This is a genomic window from Cystobacter fuscus DSM 2262 (assembly GCF_000335475.2).
In the GTDB taxonomy this organism is placed as follows: domain Bacteria; phylum Myxococcota; class Myxococcia; order Myxococcales; family Myxococcaceae; genus Cystobacter; species Cystobacter fuscus.
The window spans coordinates 168170-191680 of the sequence record NZ_ANAH02000021.1 but is presented as its reverse complement, the minus strand read 5'-3'; the positions used below and the strand labels follow the sequence as shown (position 1 = coordinate 191680).

Below are 23511 nucleotides of genomic sequence, written 5' to 3'. Positions count from 1 at the left end.
TTCGGCGTGGACAACGGTGTCTTCGTCTGGATCGACGGCCGCTACATGTTCGGCGCGCTCGGGCCGGGCTGGCGCCGGGGGCACTTCCCGCGCTTCGTCATGCCCGAACAAGATAGAACCCTTCCGCCATTCGCCTCGCGACCTCCCTCGCGGCGCAAGACTGGAAGGAGCCTTTTCAGGATGATCCTCCGCAACGTCACGGATGAGGACCTTCCCATCTTCTTCGAACACCAGCGCGACCCGGAAGCGCTGCGCATGGCCGCATTTTCATCGCGGGAGCGCGATGCGTTCATGACCCACTGGCGCACAAGGGTTCTCCGCCCTGAAAACGTCACCCGCACCATCGTCATGGGCCGCGTGGTCGTTGGGAACATCGGCAGCTGGGAACAGGATGCCAAACGCTTCGTCGGCTATTGGATTGGTCGCGAGCACTGGGGCAAAGGCATCGCCACTCGGGCCCTCTCTGAGTTTCTCGTGCTCGAGCCCACCCGGCCGCTTCATGCGTGGGTCGCTCTCCACAACCTCGCGTCGATCCGCGTCCTCGAGAAGTGTGGCTTCCACACCATGCTCAACGAGGACCCGCATCACCCGGATGGAGTTGCCGAAGTCCTCATGAGGCTTGGTTAACACACAAGGAAAAGGGAGTAGCCATGAGGAAAACCAGACGTGGAGGTTTCTTGGCCGCCGGTATCATCGCCGCGGCGTTGCTCGCAGCGCCACGGGCGGGGTATGCGGCGACAGCGATCAACGAGAACTTCGAGGACAGTGTCGCCGATGGGTTCGCCGTCGGCACGGGAACCTATTCCATCATCACTGACGGCACCAAGGTCTATCGCTCCAACTCGGCGACGGCGCGTTCGGTCGTGGGCGATTCCGCCAGCACCGACGTCGAGATCCAAGCGTCCGTGAAGGTCTCGAGCTGGGCGACGACAACTGGTCGCACCGTCGGGCTCATGACTCGCTACGTCGACGCGAACAACTACTACATGTTCATCTACGAGGACGGCGCCCTCATCATCAAGAAGAAGGTCGCCGGTATTCTGACGGCGGTCGCGAGCGTGCCGTACTCGATGACGGCCAATACCTGGCACACCTTCAAGGGCTCAGTGGCGGGGACATCGCTCACGATGTCGGTCAATGGAGTCCAACAGCTGTCCACGACGACGACCGGCCTGACGGCGGGAAAGGTCGGGGTGATCTCGTTCAATGGTGATGTGCGGTACGACGACGTTGTCGCCGCGGACACCAGCACCTCGGGGGTGCTCGACCCTTTCGGCCTCCGGATGCTGAACCCGTCGATCGGCAAACAATGGTTCAGCGGATGGAGCACCGGCTCTGCCCGTACATACACGAACGCCGGGAACATGGCCGTCGATCCTGAGCTCGCTTTCGCCAACGGAGATCAGACGGCGGAGATCTTTGGGAGCGCCGGAACGCGTTCGGGGCAGATGAAGCTGTTCGGCGATTACCCACGGGTGTATGTGCGGAAGAACGAGTCGTTCGCGATACCGCCCGGCATCTCCGCGGCCGACAAGTGGAACAACGTGGAGATCACCTTCTATGCATACAGCACCGGAGATTCGGGGGTCGGCTGGGCGGGGCTCGAGGCCGTCGCGAAGACGAACCATTGGCCTGACAACTGGCAGTGCACGACCGCGGGTTACGGCGCTCGCATGTTGTTCGATGGTCGCGTGGACTTCGAGAAGGAACTCTATCACTCGCCCAATGTGAACTTCCAGGCGGGACGGGTCGCCAACCACTGGACGGCTGCCGAGGGAAGCGTTGGAGGCAGGCTTCCGCTCAACCGTTGGATTGGGTTCAAGTTCGTGGCCCGCAACATCGACGCGGGCAACGACGGGCTCTGGCAAAACGACACCCAGGTGCGTCTCGAGTTGTACAAGGAGATGTCGATCGGCAACGTGACCAACCCGACCGCACCGGCGGGCGGAGGCAACTGGCAGCTCGTGACGTCGTACACGGACACCGGCAATCTCAGCTCCGGCACGCCGTGTACCCACACCTCGTCGCCTGACGACGATTCCTATGGCGCGGCGAGCAAGCCACTGACCGCACCGAACTACTCGATCTACCTTCGCACCGACGGGCTGACGTCGTCGATTCCGCAGTATTACAAGTGGTTCAGTGTGCGAGAGGTCGCCCCGATTCCGGCCCCTTGAGCGGTTGACCGCGCTGGAGGCTTGACGGTCACCGGGGCGGGCCGTCACATCCGCCAGCGCTTGCGCGTCAGTACAACTCCGCGCTGGCGAGGTAGGGCGCGGCGGTGCCGTTCTCGCCGCCCACCACGAGCAGTCTGCCATTGGCCAGCAGCGTGGCCGTGTGGCCTCGGCGGGCCTGGATGAGCGAGCCGGTGCCGGACCACACCCCGAGGGTCATGTCATACGCCTCGGTGGTGCCGAGGATTCCGGCGGTGCCCATTCCGCCCACCACGAGCACCCGCTTGTAGTCGGGCATCCGCGTCTCCGTGAAATGGGAACGGGCTTGAGCGAGCCCGGCCACGGGGCGGCCGGGGGTCTGCGCGTTGCCCGGCGTGAAGGCCTCGGCCGTGGCGAGGGCGCCGCTGGCCCCCGCCCCGCCCACCACGAGCACCCCGCCGGTGTTCAGGATCGTCGTGCCATGGGCGTAGCGAGCCTGGGTGACGGAGCCCACGGCCGTCCAGATGCCCGTGGTCGGGTTGTACAGCTCGGCCGTGGCAAGGGCGGCGGCGCCATATCCGCCCGTCACCAATATCTGACCCGAGGGATAGGTCGCGGGCACCATGGTCGCCGTGTGCGTGTGGCGAGCCGCGGTGAGTGAGCCCGTCGTGGTCCAGGTGCCCGTCCGCGCATCATAGAGCTGCGCCGTGGCGAGGGCGCCGCTGGGGCCAGAGCCTCCCGCCACGAGGACCAGGGTCGTATTGGGAAGCGGGGTCGCGGTGTGGAGATAGCGGGCCGTCGTCAGTGAGCCGGCGGCGGTCCAGATGCCCGTGGCCGGGTCATACACCTCCGCCGTGGCGAGCCGGGCCGTCCCAAATCCGCCCACCACGAGCACCCCACCCGTGGCGAGCAGTGTCGCGGTGTGGGAGTAGCGGGCCTGGGCGAGCGCGCCCGTGGAGGACCAGGTGGCGGTGACCGGATCATAGAGCTCCGCGCTCGCGAGGGCGCCGCCAGGCCCCTGGCCGCCCACCACGAGCACCTTGCCGTTGTTCAACCGCGTCGCCGTATGGAGGCGGCGCGCCTGCGCGAGCGCACCGGTGGAGGCCCATGAGCCGACGGCCGGGTCGTACTCCTGGAAGCTGCGCAGCGTGCCGCTGGGACCCGCGCCGCCCGCCATGAGCACCTTGCCGTCGGGCAGGAGGGTCGCCGTGTACGAGGTCCGGCGCTGCGCGAGCGGATCGAAGAAGCGCCAGGTGCCAGCGGCAGGGGTCAGGACCTCGGTGCCGAGGAGGATGTCGGTGGGCCCCTTGCCGCCCGCCACGAGCACCGTGCCATCCGGCAGCAGCGTCGCGGTGTGGTGGGAGCGGGCCGCCGCCAGCGAGCCCGTCGCCGTCCAGACGCCGGTGGTCGGCTCGTAGAGCTGGGCGGTGGCGAGCGGAGCGCTGGCCCCTGCTCCACCCGCCACGAGCACCTTGCCGTTGGGCAGCAGCGTCGCCGTGTGGCTGGAGCGGGCCGCGGCCAGCACGCCCGTCGCCGTCCAGGTTCCGGTGGTCGGCTCGTAGAGCTGGGCGGTGGCCAGCGCGGCGGTCGCGCTCCTGCCTCCCACGAGCAGCACCTTGCCATTGGGCAGCAGCGTCGCGGTGTGGCTGGAACGGGCCGCGGCCAGTGCGCCCGTCACCGTCCAGGTGCCGGTGGTCGGGTCGTACACCTCGGAGGTCGCGAGGGGCGCGCTGGGGCCCAGCCCTCCCGTGACGAGCACCCGGCCGTCGGACAGCAACGTCGCCGTGTGGACGCTGCGCGCCTGTGCGAGCGGACCCGTGGGACTCCAGGCACCGGTCGCGGGATCATACAGCTCGCAGGTCGCCAGCGGACCGCTGGCGCCCAGGCCCCCGGTGACGAGCACCCGGCCATCGCTCAACGGGGTCGCCGTGTGGCTGGAGCGGGCCTGGGCGAGCGCGCCGGTGGTGGACGCGGTGTGGGTGACCGGATCGTGCAGCTCGGCGCTGGCGACGGGGCCGCTGAGGCCCAGCCCTCCCGCCAGGAGCACCCGGCCATCGCTCAGCGGGGTCGCCGTGTGGAGCTGACGGGCGTCGGAGAGTGACGGCGTGGCGGCCCAGAAGCCGGTGGTCGGGTCGTACACCTCGGAGTTCGCGAGGCGGTAGCCGCCGGGAGCCAGCCCGCCCGCCACGAGCACCCGGCCATCGAGCAGCTTCGTCGCCGTGTGGGCGCCGCGAGCCTGTGTGGGCCAGCCGGTGAGGGAGGCGCCAGTCGCCGGGTCATACACCTCGGCGCTCTTGGCGGCGTGGCTGGCGGTGTCGAAGCCGCCCACTGTGTATCCGCCCACGAGGAGCACCCGGCCATTGGGCAGCGGCGTCGCCGTGTGCTGGTGACGGCTCTGGAGGCCGGCGGCGGCGGCGGCGGCCCAGACGCCGGTGGCCGGGTTGTACGTCATGGCGGTGGCGTAGACGGTACCGTTGGGGCCCCCCCCGCCTGCCACGAGCACCCTGCCATCGGACAGCAGCGTCAGCGCGGGCGCGACACGGTAGTGAGGCAGTGCCCCGGTCGCGGCCCAGGTACCGGTCGCCGGGGTGTAGAGCAGGCACGAGGAGTAGTAGGCCGTATTGGAGGTGCGCGAGGAGTTCCCGCCCACGAGCAGCACCTTGCCATTGGGCAGCAGCGTCGCCTGGTGGTCGAAGCGGATGTTGGGGAGCGAGCCGGTGGTGGCCCACGTGCCGGTGGCCGGGTCGTACAGCTCGGCCGTGGCGAGCGCCGTGGGGACGTTCTCCATGGGGCTGCCGAGGGGGTGGCGGCCATATCCGCCCGCCACCAGCACCTTGCCGTCGGGCAGCAGCGTCGCGGTGTGGGAGTGGCGGGCCTGGGCGAGCGAGCCGGTGGCGGACCACGTCCCGGTGGCCGGGTCATACAACTCCGCGAGGGCGACGTCGCCGCTGCTCCCCGTCCCGCCCACCACGAGCACCCTGCCGTCGTTCAGCAAGGTCGCCGTGAGGTGACGGCGCAGCACCGCGAGCGAGCCGGTGGCGGACCACGTGTGGGTAGCCGGGTCGTACACCTCGGCCGTGACGAGCTCGCCGCTGGGCCCCGTTCCGCCCACCACGAGCACCCTGCCGTCGGCCAGCAGCGTCGCCGCGTGCTCCGTGCGGACCGACCCCATGGAAGCCGTGAGGGGGAGCCCCTTCACTCCACCCTGCTCCCCATCGCCTTCGTGCTCCGGCCCGGGCCCGCAGGCGAGGAGCGCGAGCGCGAGCGCTGCTGCCAGGGGGCTTGTGCGGGGACGATGCCAGGGGGCCGGGGCCGCGGCGCGCGACGGAGTCGCTGCCAGGGAGAGGTGGCGCATGGGGCTCACGCTTTCGGGGTGTGGAGACTTCGAGTTAAAACAGTCCTTGAGTCGATTTGTCGACAGGGGCTCTCCTTTTGTGGGCCCGCCTCCGTCCCGGCTTGAGGGAAGAGCGGTGTCAGAACGAACTCTTTGACACCTTCTCTGCGGGGCACCGCTTCGTGCCCCCGTCCGGAGGGCGATGGGGGATGGTGCCGGGCTGCGTCTTCACCCGGCAGCCGTGAGCAACACGGAGGTGGCACCCAGGCGGGCTACATCCCCTTCAGGCGGGCGCAGTCGATCCGGCAGAGCTTCTCCCGGCGTCCACCGTGGCCCGTCCACCTTCTGTCCACCTTCTTTTGTGACCACGAGACTGTCCGGGGAGGGACGCCGCGGGCGTTGGAGTGGGGGGTCGAATGTCTCCTCGGGTACACCTGCGCCCTTGTGACAGATTCATTGGTGCGGAGCCATCCATGGGAGATGCTATGGATTGAGCAGCCCATGAGAATGCATTCCTCCCTTTCTCCACTCTTGTTTGGACTGATGCTGTCTGGTCTCGCCGTGGCCCAGGTTCCCGTGGGCAATGTGCAACGTGCGGATCTCGCCGAACAGATCCGGATCGACGCGGCCCATTTCCAACGAAGCCAACCATTGCCAGCACACCCGAACAATGGCGACGAGCAGCGCTACCCCTCCCGGTTCGCCAGTTATAGCAAGGGCCTGCCGCATGATTCGACTGGCACCGTGGATCCCACGGCCTATCAAAAGATGTTGTTCGCGCTCGGCACCGGCAACCCGGCGGACTTCGAGGCCATTCCACTCGGCGCAACGCGCAAGCTGGTCAATCCCCAGTCGGCGTATTCCTTCACTCTCGTAGGGCCGGATCCTCACGCCCTGGCCATCCGCCCTGCGCCCGCCTATGCCAGCGCCGAGACCGCGGGGGAAATGGAAGAGTTGTACTGGATGTCGCTCGTGCGGGACGTGGACTTCTACCAATACCCCACCTCCGCCGTCACCGTCGCGGCGGCCCAACGGCTCAACGAACTGCTGCACTACCGGGGCGCCAAGGCGGACGGAGCCAGGGTGGCCGCCAACCTCCTCTTCCGTGCCGATGTGGGAGGGGCTCTGAAGGGTCCCTTCATTTCGCAATTCCTCCTCAAGCCCATTCCCTATGGCGCGGGTCCCTTGGCCTCCGGACCAAGAGAGCCCGTCGGCTATCAACTCCTGGAGCAGCGCAACCTGGAGCGCCGCAGGGGTGATGACCGGATGACCCAGTACGCGGAGTGGCTGAACATCCAGAATGGACAAGTGCCCACGCTCAACGGCGGACTCATCGACGAGCTCGAGGGCACCGATAGCACGCGTCTCTACCTCCACAACGCGCGAGGCCTGGCGGAGTATGTCCACAACGACTACCCCATTCAGGCCACCCTGAGCGCCGCGCTGCTGCTCCTGCGCCAGGGAGACTTCCTGCCCGATGGCAGCTACGAACCGGATCCCAAGAGCTCACCCCTGGCCATGGCCTCCTGGAATCCCTACCTCTCCTATGGGAAGCAGGAGGCGTTCGTCACACTCGGCAATTCCGACACCCTGTCCGTCTCCATGCTGGTCACCAACACCGCGTTGCGCGCGGCCTGGTACCAGAAGTGGTTGGTGCATCGCCGGTTGCGGCCGGAAGAGTTCGGTGGCCACGTGGACAACCAGCTGTTCAACCGTCGGATCTACCCCATCCATCCAGAGTTGCTGACGTCCCCCGTGCTCGCGCGAGTCTTCAGCAACAACACCGCACTCAACAACCAGCGTGGCCTCCCTGGCGGGGGGACGTACCTGCTGTCCCAGGCCTTCCCCGAGGGTGCCCCCCTGCATCCAGCCTACGGCTCGGGCCACTCCGCCTATATTGGAGCGGGGGTGACGATGCTCAAGGCCTTCCACAAGAACTTCCCCATCCGCAACCCCCAGGAAACCTCCAACGGGTCGGGGCTCCAACCCTATACCGGTGGAACGCTGATGGTATTCGACGAGCTGGACAAGCCATCCAGGCCACCACCTACGAATCGGTGGTGGGCAGCGTCCGCTTCGTCCTCGACGGTGCCACGTCCTCCGACAACAGCGTGCCCTACGCGGTGGGGATGCCCCTCAGCCTGGGCGAGCACGCGGTGTATGCCACTCCATACAGTGGAGCCAGTGCCTCCGGCCTGGGGGGCATCCCGCTCTCCATCCGCTTCACCGTGCAGAACTAGCTCGGACCGTGGAGGGGGCTTCAGGTGTGTCGAGCATCAACGACGTCTACCTGGTGGCCACCCTCGTCGCGCTGGTGGCCGTGCCGCTGAGTCTGGGGATTCGCAAGCAGCGCAGCGTGCTCAAGACCCCCGTGGAAGCATGAGGGGGAGTCGTTACTGGCAGACGGAGCTGTCGTCCAGACCGTACAGATTGACCTCGAGTGGTGGGGCGGAAAGTCGCTCGAGAAGGGCGTTCACCTGGCAGCGCGGAAGCGCCGGAGTGAAATGGATGTAGACCGAGTCGGTGATGAGCCGGATGGCCGGCAGTTCGAGCGTGTCCAGGACCGGGTTGCTGTTGAGGCCCAGTGAGGTGGCCGTTCCCAGACTGGGAAACTGGATGGATTTCAGTTGCTCGTTCCCCTGGCCCGATCGCCCGATGATGATGACCCATGCACTTCGCAAGGAAGGCAGGCGGAAGTTCGTGAAGCCGCTGTACAGGATCTGGATGTAGGACGCCACGCTCGTGAGTGAGGCCAGGCCCTCCGCCGAGGTGAGTCGGGCATTTCCGTAGAGCAGAAGCTGATTCCCACGGAGGTCACGTTGCGCAGGCCGGAGAGCGTCGTGAGCGCCTCGTTGTCGGAGATGTACACCCAGCCTCCAACGCGCCACAGCTTGGGGACGTCGAACGTGGTCAGGCCGGCGTTGTTCCAGAGGTCGAACTCGCCCGGGAGTTCCTGGAGGTTGGGCAATGAAAAGGAGACCAGCACCTCCGTGTCGCGGACGATGAACTTCTCGCCAACATGGTAGAGCACGGGCAATTCCAGCCGCTGGAGCCGAGGCATCCTGGCGATGACCAGGTTCTCCCTCGCATGGTTGAGCACGGGGAGGTGCAACTCCGTGGCGGCGCTGTCGGCGATGGACAACGAGCGGACCTGCTCCAGCCTGGGAAGCTCGATCCTTCGGGTATCGCGGTGGTTCTCTCTTCGAGCCGCGAGTGTTTTCCATGACCGCGATCCTGATCAAGCACCCCAAGGGCGATCTCTTGATCGACGCAGGGTTCGGCCGGGACATCGCACAGCACCTCGCGACACTGCCGCTCCCCTTCCAGCTCCTGACCCGATACACGCTGAACAAGACCGCGCGCGAGCAGCTCCAATCGAGCGGGTATGACCTGACCCGGCTGCGCGCGATCATTTTGACCCACTCCCACTGGGATCACATCAGCGGCGCCGCGGATTTTCCCGAGGTGCCTGTCTGGATACCTCCCGCGGAACGAAGTTTCGTCCAAGGCGAGGACTTCACGACCGCCCCGGCAAGAAGCATCAAATCGCTGCATCTCGAAGAGTATCGATTCGATGCACGTCCCTATCTCGGCTTCGCGGAGAGCCATGACGTCTACGGAGATGGCGCAGTGGTGATCGTCCCGGCGCCCGGCCATACGCCGGGCTCTGTGATCGTCTTCGTGACGCTTCCGGACCACAAGCGTTATGCCTTCATCGGAGACCTCGCCTGGCAGCTGGAGGGCGTCACCGAGCAGGAGGAGCGCCCTCTCACGCAGCGCATCGCCGATTTCGAGCCTCGGCTCGTTCGTGAGCACCTCGCGCGTATGGCCGCGATCTCGGCGCGGTATCCGGAGATGACCCTCGTCGTCGCGCATGATCCGCGGAGCTTCGCGGCGATCCCGAAGTGGCCTTGACTCGCACTACTGCCAAAGTCGCCGTCCAGGGCCTCATCGGCCGCATTCTCTGCGTATAGGCAGGAGAGAGGCGGTGTGGAGGGGGAGGGCAGGCGCAGAGGGGCCGAGGAGGGCCGTGGACGGGGGCGGGCCGAGGTGTGCGCCGGGCCGATGCAGAGGCCAGGCAGCCTCCTTGGGCATGCCTGTCCAGGCCTGCCTGCCATGAGGGGTGCGGCAGGGGCACACCAGGTCTCTGGGCTGTGGCGGCGTCAGCCTCAACACCAGGCGCCCTGGGGTGGCGCTCGCGCCGGGGTCAGGCTCGCACCTGCCGGGGCAGTCCCAACGTGGTCTTCTCCGGCGGCGATGTCCCGTATGCCGACGACAGCTTCGTGAGCAGGGTCCCCAAGGCAGGTGGCCCCATCCAGTGGCTTGCTCTACTTCTCACGGAGGCCTCGTTTGTCCCGCTGGCTGGCCCGCCGCCCTCCTTCTTCTTGCTTCTTGAAATGGTTTTCTTGCTTCTTGAATGGTGCGGTGCGCTAAAACGGGTAAACACGAACTTTGCTTTTTGCCAAAACATTCCGTGCTAGAAGCGCGACCCGCTGACCCACACAAGCTGGCGAGGATACTCTCCCACGTGGTCGACCAGAGCGCTGAACTCGAACTGTCCGATGCCCAGACCGGTGTGTGGCTCGCCGAGCGCGCCGGGTACAGCCGTCCCGGCTCCTACCAGTGGGCCGAGTACCTGGACCTGTGCGGGACCGTCCGGACCGACCTGCTGACCGCCGCTCTCACGCGGGCCGCCGCGGAGTGCGAGGCGGTCCGGGTGGTCTTCGAGGAGACGGCCGATTCCCTTCCCCGGCAACGGGTCCTGGACTCCGCCGAACCCCGGGTGACCACCGTGGACTTCCGGGAGGCCCCCGATCCCGTCGCCGCGGCGCGGGCGTGGATGGCGGAGCGCCTCGCGGCGGCGGGCGAGGAGCTGTTCCTGGGTGCCGTGCTGCGGCTGGCCGAGGAGCGGCAGTGGGTGTTCCTGCGGGTGCACCACATCGCCCTCGACGGCGCGGGCATGGCGCTGCTCGTGCGGCGCGTGGCGGAGATCTACGAGTGTCTCCGGGAAGGGCTCGCCATCCCCGGACCCGGGTGGGCCGCCCTGGCCGAAGTGCCCTCGGCCGAGCGGGCGTACCGCGACTCGGCCGCACTGGCCGAGGACCGTGAGTGGTGGCTCGCACGGCTGGCAGACCGGCCGGAGCCGGTGGTGGTCGGGTCGCGCGCCGCGCCCGCCGCCGAGACCTCGGTGCGGTGGACCCGAGTGCTGGAGGACGCGGAGTTCGCCCGGCTGCGGCAGGGCGCCGAGCGGTTGGGGACGCGGTGGTCCCGCGTGCTCGCCGCGGCCACCGCCGTGCACCTGCAGGCCGTCACCGGGCAGTCGGACCTGCTGCTCAGCCTGCCCGTCTCCGGCCGCGCGGCGGAGGTGGCCGTGCCCGCCATGACGGCCAACGTGGTGCCCCTGCGCGTGCGCGTCAACCTGGCGGGCACCGTGGGCGGGCTGCTCCAGGAGGTGTCGGCGCAGCTGCACGCCATCCGGTCGCGGCAGCGCTACCGGGGCGAGCGTCTGCGGCGTGAGCTGGGGCTGCCGGAGGACGGGCGGAAGTTCTTCGGACCGGTGCTCAACATCCAGCGGTTCGACCACGTGCTGCGCTTCGGCTCGGCGACGGTGACCGTGCACAACCTCCAGGCCCCGCCGTCGGAGGACCTGTCCGTGGTGGCCTACGACCGGGCTGACGGCAGGCTGCGCCTGGACTTCGACGCCAACCCCACCACGTGCTCCCCCAAGCGGCTGCGGGAGCTGGGCGAGCGGTTCGAGCACGTGCTGTGGCAGTTGGTCGAGGCCACCCCGGACACGCCCCTCGTCGACATCCAGCCCACCACGGCCGCCGAGCGCGCGCACCTGCTAGACCTGGGCACCGGGGCCGCACAGGCGGAGCGAGCCAGCACGGTGCCCTCTGCCTTCGCCGCGCGGGTCCGCCAACAGCCGGAGGCCGCCGCGGTGCACTGCCCGGCGACTGGGCGGCGGCTGACCTACCGCGAGCTGGACGAGCGGGCCACCGCCCTGGCCGCCCGGCTCGCCGGGGCGGGGGCCGGGCCCGGCCGCAACGTCGCGCTGCTGCTGCCGCGCTCGGTGGACCTGGTGGTCGCCGTGCTCGCCGTGCTCAAGTCCGGCGCGGCCTACGTGCCCCTGCTCGCCGAGGACCCGCCGCCCAGGCGCGCGGTCGTGCTCGCCGACTCCGGGGCCCGGCTGCTGCTCACCGACCAGGCGGACGCGACGGCCCCCGGTCTGCGCGTGCTGACCGTCAACGGCACCGGCCCGGGCGCCGCGTGCCCGGAGGTCGGCGGGGACGACCTGGCCTGCGTCATGTTCACCTCGGGTTCCACCGGCACGCCCAAGGGCGTCGCCGTCACCCACGCCAACCTGGTCGACCTCGCCGCCGACCGCTGGTGGACCGAGGGTGGGGCCGAGCGGGTGCTGCTGCACTCCGCGCAGGCCTTCGACGCGATCAACATGGAGCTGTGGGTACCGCTGCTCACCGGCGGCGAGATCGTGCTCGCCCCGCCCGGCAGGCTCGACCCCGGCGAGCTGGCCCGCACCATCACCACCGCCGGGGTCACCGGGATGTGGCTCACCGCCGGGCTGTTCAACGCGATCGCCACCCAGGACCCGCGCTGCCTCGCCGGGCTGCGCCAGGTGTGGACCGGCGGTGACGTGGTCTCCCCCGCCGCCGTGCGCGCCGTGCGGGAGGCGCTGCCCGAGCTCACCGTCGTCAACGGCTACGGCCCGACCGAGACCACCGTCTTCGCCACCCGCTACCCCGCGGGCCCGATCTCCGACGTGGTCCCCATCGGCCGTCCCCTCGACGGCATGTGGGTGCTCCTCCTCGACCAGGCCATGCGCCCCGTCCCGCTCGGCACCACCGGCGAGGTCTACCTGGGTGGCGCGGGAGTGGCGCTGGGCTACCTGAACCGGCCGGGTGCCACCGCCGAGCGCTTCCTGCCCGACCCGTCCGGTCCGCCCGGTGCCCGCGTCTACCGCACCGGCGACCTGGCCCGCTGGAACGCCGACGGGCAGCTGGAGTTCGCCGGGCGCGCCGACGGCCAGGTCAAGCTGCGCGGCTTCCGGGTCGAGCTGGGTGAGGTGGACGCCGCGCTGCTGGCCCAGCCGGGGGTGCGGCAGGCCGCGACCGTGATGCGCGAGGGCCGCCTGGTCTCCTACGTCGTCGGCGAGGTCCCGGACGGGCTGCTGGAGCGGCTCGGTGAGCGGCTGCCGCCGTTCCTGGTGCCCTCGGCCGTGGTCGGGCTGGCCGCGCTGCCGTTGACCCGCAACGGGAAACTCGACCGCGCCGCCCTGCCGGACCCCTCTGCCCCCGCACCCGAGCCGGTGCACGCCACCGGCTCGACCGTCGAGCGGACCCTCGCGAAGCTGTTCGCGCAGGTGCTCGGCCGGGCCGAGGTGCCCGTGGACGGGGACTTCTTCAAGCTCGGCGGCGACAGCATCCGGGCCATTCAGCTCGCCGCCGCCGCACAGCGCGCCGGGCTGGCCGTCAGCACCTCCGACGTCTTCCGCGCCCCGACCGTCACCGCGCTGGCCCAGGGCCTCGCGCTGCCCGCCGCGCGCGGCCGCAGCCTGGCACTCGGCGATCCCGACGACCCGATCGTGCCGCTCACACCGGTCATGCACTGGCTGCGCGGCCGGGGCGCACCGGACAACCGGTTCGTCCAGTCGATGACCGTGCGCACCCCGGCCGGGTGCACGGCCAGGCAGGTGCGCGCCGTGGTCCAGGCACTGGTCGACCACCACGGCATGCTGCGCCTCGCGCTGTCCGAAGTGGCGGGGGTGTGGGCGCTGCGGGTGCTGGAGCACGTCACCGTCGAGCTGGACCGGCCCATCAACCTGGCCCTCGGCCACGTCCTGCACGTCACCTGGCGCGAGGATCGGCTCACGCTGACCGCGCACCACCTGTGCGTGGACGGCGTGTCCTGGCGCATCCTGCTCGACGACCTGCACACGGCCTGGGCGGCGGTCCGCGACGGCCGCGCCCCGAAGCTGCCCGCCACCGGCACGCCGTTCCCGCAGTGGGCGCGAGCCCTGCTCCAGCACGCCCACCACCCCGACGTGCTGGCGGATCTGCCCCGCTGGCTCGCCCCGGTCGCGGACCCGCCGGTCGGCGACCGCGCGCTGGACCCCTCGCTGGACACCGAGGACACCCGGCAGTGGCACTCGATCAGCCTGCCCGCGGACTTCCTCGCCAAGGCCGCGGACGCCTTCGACTGCTCGGTGTACGAGCTGTTGCTGACCGCGTTCGCGCTGGCCACCGGCCCGGTGCGGGTGGAGCTGGAGGGCCACGGGCGCGAGGAGTTCGCCGACGGCCTCGACCTCTCCCGCACGGTCGGCTGGTTCACCACGCTCTATCCCGTCCAACTCGCCGCGGGCTGTCCCTGGCCTACCGACCCTGTGGACCTGGACGGCGCGGTCGCCCGGGTGCGCGAGACCCTGAGCGGCCTGGCGCGCACCGGGTTCGGCCACGGCCTGCTGCGCCACCTCAACCCGCAGACCGCACCGCTCCTGGCCGCGGTACCGGCCCCCCGGTACGCGTTCAACTACCTGGGCCACTTCGACGTCAACGGAGACGGGGACTGGGCGGTGTTGCCCGAGGACACCGTGGTCGGTGCGACCACTGGCGGATCTCTCGCGCTGGCCCACGCGGTGGAACTGGACGCGGTGCTCGCCAACCACCCCGACGGTCCCCGGTTGGTGGCGAACTGGTCCTGGCCGGGAAGGCTGCTCCCCCGCGAGGAGATCAGCGCGCTGGCCGAACGCTGGTTCGAGGTGCTGACCGCGCTCGGCACCCGGGCCCGTGCCCGGGCCACCGGCGCACTGCCGCTGCCGCCGCTGGCCCAGGGGCTGCTGTTCCACTCCCTCTACGACCACGACGGCGCCGACCCGTACCTGGTGCAGTTCGTCTTCGAGCTGGAAGGCGCGCTGGAGGCGGCCGGACTGCGCACCGCCCTGCACCGGCTGCTGCTGCGCCACCCGCAGCTGTCCGCCGGGGTGCGGCAGAGCCCGGCGGGCAGGCCGGTGCAGGTGGTGGACCCGGAGTTCTCCGTGCCCTGGCACGACCTGCCCGCGCATGAGGACCTGGAGGCCTTCCTGGCGCAGGACCGGCAGCGGCGCTTCGACCTGGCCCGCCCGCCGCTGTTCCGCGCCGCCCTGCAACGGCGTGCCGCCGATCGGCACGTGTTCGTGCTGACCACCCACCACCTCCTGCTGGATGGCTGGTCCATGCCGATCGTGGTGAAGGAGCTGTTCGGCCTGTACGCCGGGCAGCCGCTGCCCCCGGCCCCCGCCTACCGCGACTTCCTGGACTGGCTCGCCACCCGCGACCCGCATGCCGCCGAGGAGGCCTGGCGCGACATCCTGTCCACCGTGGACGGACCGACGCTGGTCGGCGGGCCGGGCAGGCGGGGTTCGGCCTCGGCCCGGCTGCGGTGCGAGGCGGAGCTGCCCGCCGGGATCGCCGAGGTCGCCCGTCGGCATGGAGTGACCCCGAACGTCGTGGTGCAGCTGGCCTGGGCCGTGCTGGTGGGCGCGCTGACCGGCAGGCAGGACGTCGTCTTCGGCGCGACGGTGTCCGGCAGGCCGCCGGAGCTGCCCGGCGCGGAGGGCATGGTCGGCCTGCTGATCAACACCATCCCGGTCCGGGTCGGACTGGCCCCGGCCCGCACGGTCGCGGACGCACTGGCCGCACTGCGCGAACAGCAGCTGGCCGTGCTGGACCACCAGCATGTGGACCTGACGCGACTCCAGGCCCTGGCCGGGCAGACGGAGCTGTTCGACACGGTGGTGGTGTTCGAGAACTACCCTCTGGAAGAGCAGGCGCTGCCCGGGCTGGTGCTGCGCAGCGCGCGGGGCCTGGACGGCACGCACTACCCGCTGACCCTCGTCGTGATGCCCGGGGAGCAGGGGCGGCTGCGACTGGACCACAGCGCCGATGTCCTCGACGCCGAGGGCGCGCACCGGCTGCTCGCCCGGCTCGCCTCGATCCTCGCGCAGTTCGCCGACCGGCCGGACGCATCCCTGGGGGGGCTCGACCTGCTGCTGCCCGACGAGCACGAACCGGTCCCCGCCCCGGAGACCGCGCGGCGGTGCACCCTGCCCGAGCTGTTCGAGGCCCAGGTGCGGGCACGCCCGGACGCCGTGGCCGTCACCTTCGAGGGCGAGCACCTGACCTACCGCGAGCTCAACGCCCGCGCGAACCGCCTGGCCCACCACCTCGTGGCACGGGGGGCGGGCCCGGAACGCCTGGTGGCCCTGGTGCTGCCGCGTTCGCTGGACCTGGTGGTCGCGGTGCTGGCGGTGCTCAAGTCCGGCGCGGGGTACGTGCCCATGGACCCCGACCAGCCCGAGGAACGCCTGCGGCAGGTGCTCGCCGCGGTGAAGCCGGTGCTGGTGCTCGACCAGGTCGACCCGTCGCGGGAACACCCCGAGCACGACCTCGGGCCGCGCGCGGATCCGGACGGCGTCGCCTACGTCATCCACACCTCCGGCTCGACCGGTGTGCCCAAGGGCGTGGTGGTGTCGCACCAGAACGTCGTGCGGCTGCTGGACACCACCGACCCCTGGTTCGGGTTCGGCCCCGACGACGTGCACACGCTGTTCCACTCCTACGCCTTCGACGTGTCGGTGTTCGAGCTGTGGACCATGCTGGCCAAGGGCGGGCGGCTCGTGGTGGTGCCCAAGCACGTCACCCGGTCACCGCAGGAGTTCGTCGCCCTGCTGGCGCGGGAGCGCGTGACCGTGCTGAGCCAGACCCCGTCGGCCTTCTACCAGCTGCCCCCGGCCGACCTGGCGCTGCGCGTGGTGGTCTTCGCCGGGGAGGCACTCGAGCTGAGCCGCATCCGCGCCTGGCGGCGGCCCGGCGGGCCGAAGCTGGTCAACATGTACGGGATCACCGAGACCACGGTGCACTCCAGCTACATCGAGCTCGATGACCCGGACGAGACCGCCAGCGTGATCGGGGTCGCGCTGCCCGACCTGCGGCTGCGCCTGCTCGACCACGCCCTGCGGCCGGTGCCGCCCGGCTGTCCGGGCGAGATCTACGTGGCCGGGCCCGGCGTGACACGCGGCTACCTGAACCGGCCCGAGCTCACCGCGGCCCGGTTCGTCCCCGACCCGTTCGGTGCCCCCGGCGACCGCATGTACCGCTCTGGGGACCTCGCCCGGCGGCGCCCGGACGGCGGCCTGGTGTACCTGGGTCGTGCCGACCAGCAGGTGAAGATCCGGGGCTACCGCATCGAGCCCGGCGAGGTCGAACGCGTCCTGGAACGGCATCCCTCGGTGGTCCAGGCCGTGGTGCTGCCCGATGCGGACCGGCTGCTCTGCTACGCCGTGCTGGCCGGCGACCTGGACGCGGCCGGACTGCGCGAGCACGCGCGGACCGTGCTGCCCGAGTACATGGTGCCCGCGTTCGTGGTGCCGGTGCCGGCGATCCCGTTGACCGTCAATGGCAAGCTCGACCGCAGGGCCCTGCCCAGGCCGCAGTCCACGTTGCCGGTGAGCAGGCCGCCCCGCACGCCGATGGAGAAGCTGCTGTGCGCGCTGTACGCCGAAGTGCTCGACGTGCCCGAGGTCGGCGCGGAGGACAGCTTCTTCGACCTGGGCGGGCACTCGCTGCTGGCCACCCGGTTGATCAACCGGGTGCGCGCGGAAACCGGTGCGGTGCTGGGCATCCGTACCCTCTTCGACGCCCCCGTGGTGGCCGACCTGGCCCGCCGCCTGCCGGAGGCGCCCACCGCGCCGGACACCGCGTTCACCCCCGGAGCCCGGCCCGCGCACATCCCGTTGTCCCCCGCCCAGCGCAGGCTGTGGTTCTTCAGCCAGTTCGCCGGGCCCAACTCCGTGTACAACATGGCCTTCGCCACCCGGCTGCGCGGTGACCTGCACGAGGACTCCCTGCGGGCGGCACTGCACGACGTGCTCGAGCGGCACGAGAGCCTGCGCACCAAGGTGGTCGAGGGTGGCGGCGAACCCGGCCAGCGGATCTGCTCGGCCGATGAGCTGCCCGTGCACTCGCTCGCGGTGCCCGAGTCGGCGCTGGCCGACCGGCTCGCCGAGGCCGCCGGGCACGTCTTCGACCTCACCGCCGAACTGCCCGTGCGCGCGCTGCTCTGCCGCACCGGGCCGCAAGAACACGTGCTGCTGCTCGTCCTGCACCACATCGCCGCCGACGGCTGGTCCCTGTCCCCGCTGGCCCGCGACCTGTCCACCGCCTACCGCGCCCGACTCGCCGGGAACAGTCCACAGTGGACGAGCAGGCCGGTGCAGTACGCCGACTACGCGCTCCAGCAACGCAACATCAACCCGGCCCACTGGGCCGAGGTGCTGCGGGGCATCCCGGACGTGCTGCCGCTGCCCACCGACCACCCCCGGCCGGCGGTGTCCGCGCACCGCGGTGAGACCGTCGGCTTCCGACTGGACGCCGCCCTGCACGGACGGATCACCGAGCTGGCCCGCGCGCACCGGGCGAGCGTGTTCATGGTGCTGCACGCCGCGATCGCCAGCCTGCTGCACCGTCTGGGCGCGGGCGCGGACATCCCCATCGGCACCCCGGTCGCCGGGCGGCACGACGCCGCGCTGCACGACACCGTCGGCTGCTTCATCAACACCGTGGTGCTGCGCACCGACCTGTCCGGCGCGCCCACCTTCGCCGAGCTGCTGGCGCGGGTGCGCGCGGTGGACCTGGACGCGTTCGCCCACCAGGACGTGCCGTTCGAGCAAGTGGTGGAGGCGCTCAACCCGCCGCGCTCGCTGTCCCGGCACCCGCTGTTCCAGGTGATGCTGGCCATCCAGGACACCCCGGCCGCCGAGTTCTCCCTGCCCGGGGTGCGCGCCGAACCCGTGGCCGTGCACGGTGGGGCCTCGCGGTTGGATCTGCTGTGGAGCCTGCGCCAGGAATCCGACGGGATCGACGGGCTGCTGGAGTACAACACCGAGCTCTTCACCCCCGCCACGGCGCGACTGCTGCTGGCCCGCCTCGAGCTGCTGCTGCGCGCCGCCGTCGCCGACCCGGACCGCCCGGTCACCGACCTGCCGTTGCTCGTGCCCGGTGAGCGGGAACGGCTGCTCACCCGGTGGAACGACACCGCGCGGAGCGTGCCGGACACCTCGGTGCACTCCCTGTTCGCCGAACGGGCGCGCGCCACTCCCCATGCGCTGGCGGTGGACGACCTCACCTACGGGCAGCTGGCGGAGCGGGTCGAGCAGCTCGCCGAGCAGTTCCGCGCACTCGGAGCTGGTCCGGGCAGCCTGATCGCCCTGGTGCTGCACCGCACCGCCGACCTGCCCGCCGCGATGCTGGCCGCCGACCTCGTTGGCGCGGCCCACCTGCCCCTGGAACCCGGGCTGCCACCGGAACGCCTCACCGCGCTGCTCGCCGACGCGCGACCGGCGCTGGTGGTGGACAACGAGAACGGACTGCGCGTCACGGCCCACCCGGGGATACCGGTGCCCGAGGACACCGCCTACGTCCGGTACACCTCCGGGTCCACCGGGCGACCCAAGGGCGTGGTGGTGCCCAGGTCCGCACGGCTCAACCTGCTGCACGCCATGCGCGAGCGGCTGGACCTCACCCCGGCGGACCGGGTGCTGGCCTCCGCGCCGGTCGGATTCGACATCTCCGAACTGGAACTGCTGGCGCCCCTGATGACCGGGGCCGCGCAGGTGCTCGCGGACCGAGACACCGTGCGCGAGCCGGACGAGCTGCTGGCCCTGGTGGAGCGCCGCCAGGTCACCGTGGTGCAGGCGACGCCCTCGCTGTGGCACGCACTGGCCGCCCGTCGCCCGGAGTGCCTGCGCCGGGTGCGCGCGCTGATCGGCGGTGAGGCCGTGCCCGGTGGGCTGGCCGAGGAACTGCGCGGCCTGGTGTCCTCGCTGCTGGCCTGCTACGGGCCGACCGAGACCACCGTGTGGTCCACCTTGCACCCGGTCACCGGAGCCAGCGGCGCGACCGTCCCCATTGGGCGTCCCCTGTGGAACACCCGCTGCCACGTGCTGGACGAGCGGTTGAACCTGGTGCCTCCCGGTGTGCTCGGCGAGCTCTACCTGGCCGGGGACGGGGTGGCCACCGGCTACCTGCGCCAGCCAGGCCTCACCGCCTCGCGCTTCCTGCCCGACCCGTACGGGCCGCCCGGGAGCCGCATGTACCGCACCGGTGACCTCGCCTCCCGGGGCGCGGACGGGGTGCTGCGCTTCCACGGGCGCACCGACACCCAGGTCAAGGTGCGCGGCCACCGCGTGGAGCTCGGCGAGGTGGAGGCGGTGCTCGCCCAGCACGCCGACGTGCACGCGGCCGCGGTGACCGTGCACCGCAAGGGGGTGCTGATCGGCTACCTGGTGCCCGCCGTCGCGGAGCCGGACCTGCCCGCGATCAGCGCGCACCTGGCGCGGCACCTGCCCGACCACATGGTGCCCGCCCGGCTGGTCGCGGTGCCGGAGTTCCCGTTGAGCGCCAACGGGAAGGTGCGGCGCGACCTGCTGCCCGAACCGGACTGGTCCGTTGCCACCGAGGTCACGGCCACCCCGGAGGAGCAGCTGCTGTGCGGGCTGTTCGCCGACGTGCTCGACCTGCCCTCGGTCCGCCCCGGCGACAACTTCTTCGAGCTGGGCGGGCATTCGCTGGTGGCGGCCAGGCTGAGCGCGCGGGTGCGCGCGGTGTTCGGCGTGGCCCTGGGCGTGCGGGACGTGTTCACCGCCCCCACCCCGGCGGCGCTCGCCGCGCGCCTCGCCGGAGCGGCCGAGACCGGTCCGCTGGTGCCCCTGCGCACCGGTGGGTCCGCCGCACCGCTGTGCTGCGTTCCGGCGTTGAGCGGCCTCAGTGGCGTGTACGCGGGCCTGCTGCCCCACCTCGACGGCGAGCACCCGGTGTACGGCCTGCACACCGACAATCTGCCGGACTCGATCGAGGAACTGGCCGAGCACCACGTCACGGCACTGCGCGCCGCCCACCCCGACGGGCCCTACCACCTGCTCGGCTGGTCCTTTGGCGGCCTGGTGGCGCATGCGATGGCCGTGCGGCTGCGGGAACTCGGCGCACCGGTTGGCCTGTTGGTCGTGGTCGACTCGGTCGCGGGTGCGGTGGCCGAGGCGGGGCCGGTCGAGGAGCGGATCAACCGGCTGCTGGGCCGGGACAGCGCGCCGCTGGCCGCGGTGGCGCGCAACAACGAACGGCTGCTGCGGGCCTACCGACCGCCGGTCTACCCGGGTGACGTCGTGTACTTCAACGCGGCGGGCGGCTCGAACCACGAGCAGTGGCGGCCGCACGTCGGCGGGCGGCTCACCGTGCACCAGCTGGCCGCGGCGCACCACGAAGTGTTCCAGCCCGAGCACGTGGCCGAGGCCGGCGCGCTGCTCCGGGACGAACTGAGGAGGAACCGATGAGCAACCACCTGATCGACCACCTGCCTGCGGGTGCCCGGGTGGTGGTGCGGCTGCCCAACGGACCCGGCCTGGCCAAGGCCCTGCTCGGCTGCTTCGACCGCGAACTCGTCGCGGTGCCCCTGCACCCGCGCAGCACGGACACCGCGGTGCGCGGCATCGTCGACCGGGTCGCCGCCTCCGCCGTGCTGGACGAGCACGGGCTGCACGACACCGGCCACCCCGCCGCGCACCCGGATGCCGAGGGCCTGGCGTTCCTGATGTTCACCTCGGGCTCCACCGGCCCGCAGAAGGGCGTCATGCTCAGCCGGAAGGCGGTGCTGGGCAACGCGGCCAAGACCGCCGTGCTCCACGGGCTCACCCCCGACCGGCCGCACGGCACCTGCCTGCCGCTGTACCACTGCAACGCGCTGGTCATGTCGTTGCTGGGCACGCACCTCACCGGCGCCCCGCTGGTGCTGCACAACGGCGCGGACCCGGCCGGGTACTTCGCCGCGCTGCGTGCCGCCAGGGCCCGGACCGCCTCCATCGTGCCCGCGCTGCTGGCCGACCTGCTGGATGTCTCACCGGAGTGGCCGGAGGACCTGGAGTACCTGATCACCGCGGCCGCGCCGCTGACTTCGGACCTGGCCCGCCGCTTCCACGACCGCTACGGCCCGAGGCTGCGCCAGGGCTACGGCCTGACCGAGGCGATGAACTTCAGCTTCACCACGCCCCTGCTCGACGAGGCCGCGTTCACCCGCCAGTACCTGGACCAGCACCCGCCGGTCGGCGTGGCGCTGCCGGAGACCGAGCTGCGGCTGGTCGACGGCGAGGTGTGGGTGCGGACCCCGGACATGATGCGCGGCTACTGGCAGGACCCGGCGGCCACGGCGGCGGCGTTGACCGAGGACGGCTGGCTGCGCACCGGGGACCTCGGTGAGCTGCGCGAGGGCCTGCTGGTGCTGCGGGGCCGGGCCGGGGAGCGCATCAACCGGGGAGGGGAGAAGTACCACCCCCTGGACGTCGAGCGGACCTGGCGCGAGGCCGGGCTCGGCGGGCAGTTCGCGGCGGTGGCCGTCGCCGAACCCACGCTCGGCCACGAGATCGGGCTCGTCGCCACGGACCAGCAGGTGGAGGCCGTGCGCGCGGTGTGCGAGAACAGCCCGCTGCGGCCCGCCTCGGTGCAGTTCGGCGGATTCCAGGCCACCTCGACCGGCAAACCCCAGCGCAAGGCCATGGGCCGCTCGCTGGTCGCGCTGCGGTACGCGCCCGCCCGGTACGAGCGGCTGCTGCGGTACGCCTCGGCCACCGCGCACGACCTGCTCCGCTCCGGTGTGGACGATGCCGGGCTGCGTGCACTGGCCGGGCACGTGGACGAGCCCGCGCGGGAGGGCGAGGATGCGGTGTTCGAGGCGCTGGAGTTCATGCGCGCCCACTGGCACCGTCGTGCCGACCCCGAGCTGGCGGAGGCGAAAGCCCGCTGGCGCGAGCAGTTGAGCACCGAATGGCCACTGGCCGGGTACGCCGAACTCGCCGAGCGCCTGCGCGAGGCCCACCCGGGCGCGGTGGTGTCCAGCCACCTGCCCACGAGCACGACCCCCGACGGATGCCCGTGGGCACTCGGCCCACTGCTGTCCTTTTTGGATTACCCCACCCAGGAGCCGGGCGGCCGGTGGCACGGGCTCGCCAGACTGCGCGAGGCGGGCTTCGCCGTCGTCGGCTGCGCACTGCTGCGCGCGGGCCGCCACGACCTCGGCGGCGTGCTGTGGGCCCACACCCCAACCATCGGAAACCGAGACAACGCATGACTAGGATGAAGCAGGTCCCCGACCACGAGGACGAGGTGTTGGACCTGGAACGCCACGAGGACCCCGGTCGCAACCGCATCACCCCGGTGGTGCAGCTGCCCCCGGAAGTCGCCCTGACCGTCGTGACCGCACTCGCCGGGCTGGTCCGCCACGCCCACCAGCGGGAACACGAGTCCCCCACACCCCCCCGCGCGTTGAGGGAGGCGCAGTCGTTCGAGGAGGGCGACGTGTTCATGCTGGCCCCCCCCTTCGAGGGATACTTCGCCGACCGCTACCTGATGGACTTCTACGACACCCGGGAACGCGGCATCTGCTCCCGCATGCACCTGCACACCGGCCTGCGCTTCGTGCGGATGATGACCGGCCCGGACACCACCATCCGCGTCTCCAGCCTGTCGCCGCTGACGGTCCGCTCCCGCCCGGACTGGACGACCCCGCTGCACGCCTTCGTCGACCGCCTGCCGGACACCCCGGAGGGCGTGCACCGGGACCGGTACAACGTCGTCGTGCCACCGAACTCCTGGGTGGACATGCAGATCCCCCGGGGCGTCTCGCACCAGTTCAACGCGGTCGGGCCCCATGCCGTGATCGACTCGGTGCACCCGGAGGAGTCCATCGAAACCCTTCGCGAAGGCATGTCCGGGTACCGCATGATGGCGCAGACCATCTTTCTGGCGGAGCACCGCAGTTCAGCCGCCACCTGCGAGGACACCGGCGACGGGGGCTGAGGGCCAGGCCTGTCTCCCATGAGGGGCGCGGCAGGGGCACCCACCGCGAAGGTCCTGCGCAGCAGCCCTGCCTGGTCTCCTGGCGGCGTCCTGTCCTTGCTCGCCCCTGCCTCAGGCGCCACGCTCG

General features: G+C 71.0%; 9 protein-coding genes. 7 read left to right on the top strand and 2 right to left on the bottom strand.

The window, feature by feature from the left end:
* Nucleotides 1-180: 180 nt before the first annotated feature.
* Complete coding sequence (locus tag D187_RS30995; protein WP_043432256.1) at nucleotides 181-627, top strand: GNAT family N-acetyltransferase; 447 nt, start codon at nucleotides 181-183, stop codon at nucleotides 625-627.
* 50 nt (nucleotides 628-677) lie between these two features.
* Nucleotides 678-2177, top strand: a complete 1500-nt coding sequence (locus tag D187_RS30990; protein WP_002631598.1) for a LamG-like jellyroll fold domain-containing protein — start codon at nucleotides 678-680, stop codon at nucleotides 2175-2177.
* 67 nt (nucleotides 2178-2244) lie between these two features.
* Here D187_RS30990 and D187_RS30985 read toward each other — a convergent pair whose 3' ends face one another.
* Nucleotides 2245-5352, bottom strand: coding sequence for a Kelch repeat-containing protein (locus D187_RS30985; protein WP_002631597.1), 3108 nt, complete (start codon nucleotides 5350-5352; stop codon nucleotides 2245-2247).
* A gap of 636 nt (nucleotides 5353-5988) precedes the next feature.
* Between D187_RS30985 and D187_RS55585 the strand changes: the two genes are divergently transcribed.
* The gene (locus tag D187_RS55585) at nucleotides 5989-8001 is read left to right on the top strand and encodes a phosphatase PAP2 family protein (RefSeq protein ID WP_155893707.1); all 2013 of its coding nucleotides are present in this window, start codon (nucleotides 5989-5991) and stop codon (nucleotides 7999-8001) included.
* A gap of 109 nt (nucleotides 8002-8110) precedes the next feature.
* Here D187_RS55585 and D187_RS55580 read toward each other — a convergent pair whose 3' ends face one another.
* Nucleotides 8111-8629: a hypothetical protein gene (locus tag D187_RS55580; RefSeq protein ID WP_002631595.1), complete on the bottom strand. Its 519-nt coding sequence runs from the start codon at nucleotides 8627-8629 to the stop codon at nucleotides 8111-8113.
* Between the two features lie 80 nt (nucleotides 8630-8709).
* Between D187_RS55580 and D187_RS30960 the strand changes: the two genes are divergently transcribed.
* From D187_RS30960 to D187_RS30945, 4 genes are all read left to right on the top strand, one after another.
* Nucleotides 8710-9402, top strand: coding sequence for an MBL fold metallo-hydrolase (locus tag D187_RS30960; RefSeq protein ID WP_076606259.1), 693 nt, complete (start codon nucleotides 8710-8712; stop codon nucleotides 9400-9402).
* 613 nt (nucleotides 9403-10015) lie between these two features.
* Complete coding sequence (locus D187_RS30955; RefSeq protein ID WP_002631593.1) at nucleotides 10016-20869, top strand: non-ribosomal peptide synthetase; 10854 nt, start codon at nucleotides 10016-10018, stop codon at nucleotides 20867-20869.
* Nucleotides 20866-22656, top strand: coding sequence for a class I adenylate-forming enzyme family protein (locus D187_RS30950; protein WP_002631592.1), 1791 nt, complete (start codon nucleotides 20866-20868; stop codon nucleotides 22654-22656). The genes D187_RS30955 and D187_RS30950 overlap by 4 nt, the downstream gene beginning before the upstream one ends.
* On the top strand, nucleotides 22653-23384 hold the full coding sequence (locus D187_RS30945) for a hypothetical protein (protein WP_211241588.1): 732 nt from the start codon (nucleotides 22653-22655) through the stop codon (nucleotides 23382-23384). Before D187_RS30950 ends, D187_RS30945 begins: the two co-directional genes overlap by 4 nt.
* The last annotated feature ends 127 nt before the right edge of the window (nucleotides 23385-23511 follow it).

What these genes read in the sequence shown, in the direction of transcription:
- D187_RS30995 (WP_043432256.1), top strand. Translation starts at nt 181, where the DNA reads ATGATCCTCCGCAACGTCACGGATGAGGACCTTCCCATCTTCTTCGAA.
- D187_RS55585 (WP_155893707.1), top strand. Translation starts at nt 5,989, where the DNA reads ATGAGAATGCATTCCTCCCTTTCTCCACTCTTGTTTGGACTGATGCTG.
- D187_RS30960 (WP_076606259.1), top strand. Translation starts at nt 8,710, where the DNA reads ATGACCGCGATCCTGATCAAGCACCCCAAGGGCGATCTCTTGATCGAC.
- D187_RS30950 (WP_002631592.1), top strand. Translation starts at nt 20,866, where the DNA reads ATGAGCAACCACCTGATCGACCACCTGCCTGCGGGTGCCCGGGTGGTG.
- D187_RS30945 (WP_211241588.1), top strand. Translation starts at nt 22,653, where the DNA reads ATGACTAGGATGAAGCAGGTCCCCGACCACGAGGACGAGGTGTTGGAC.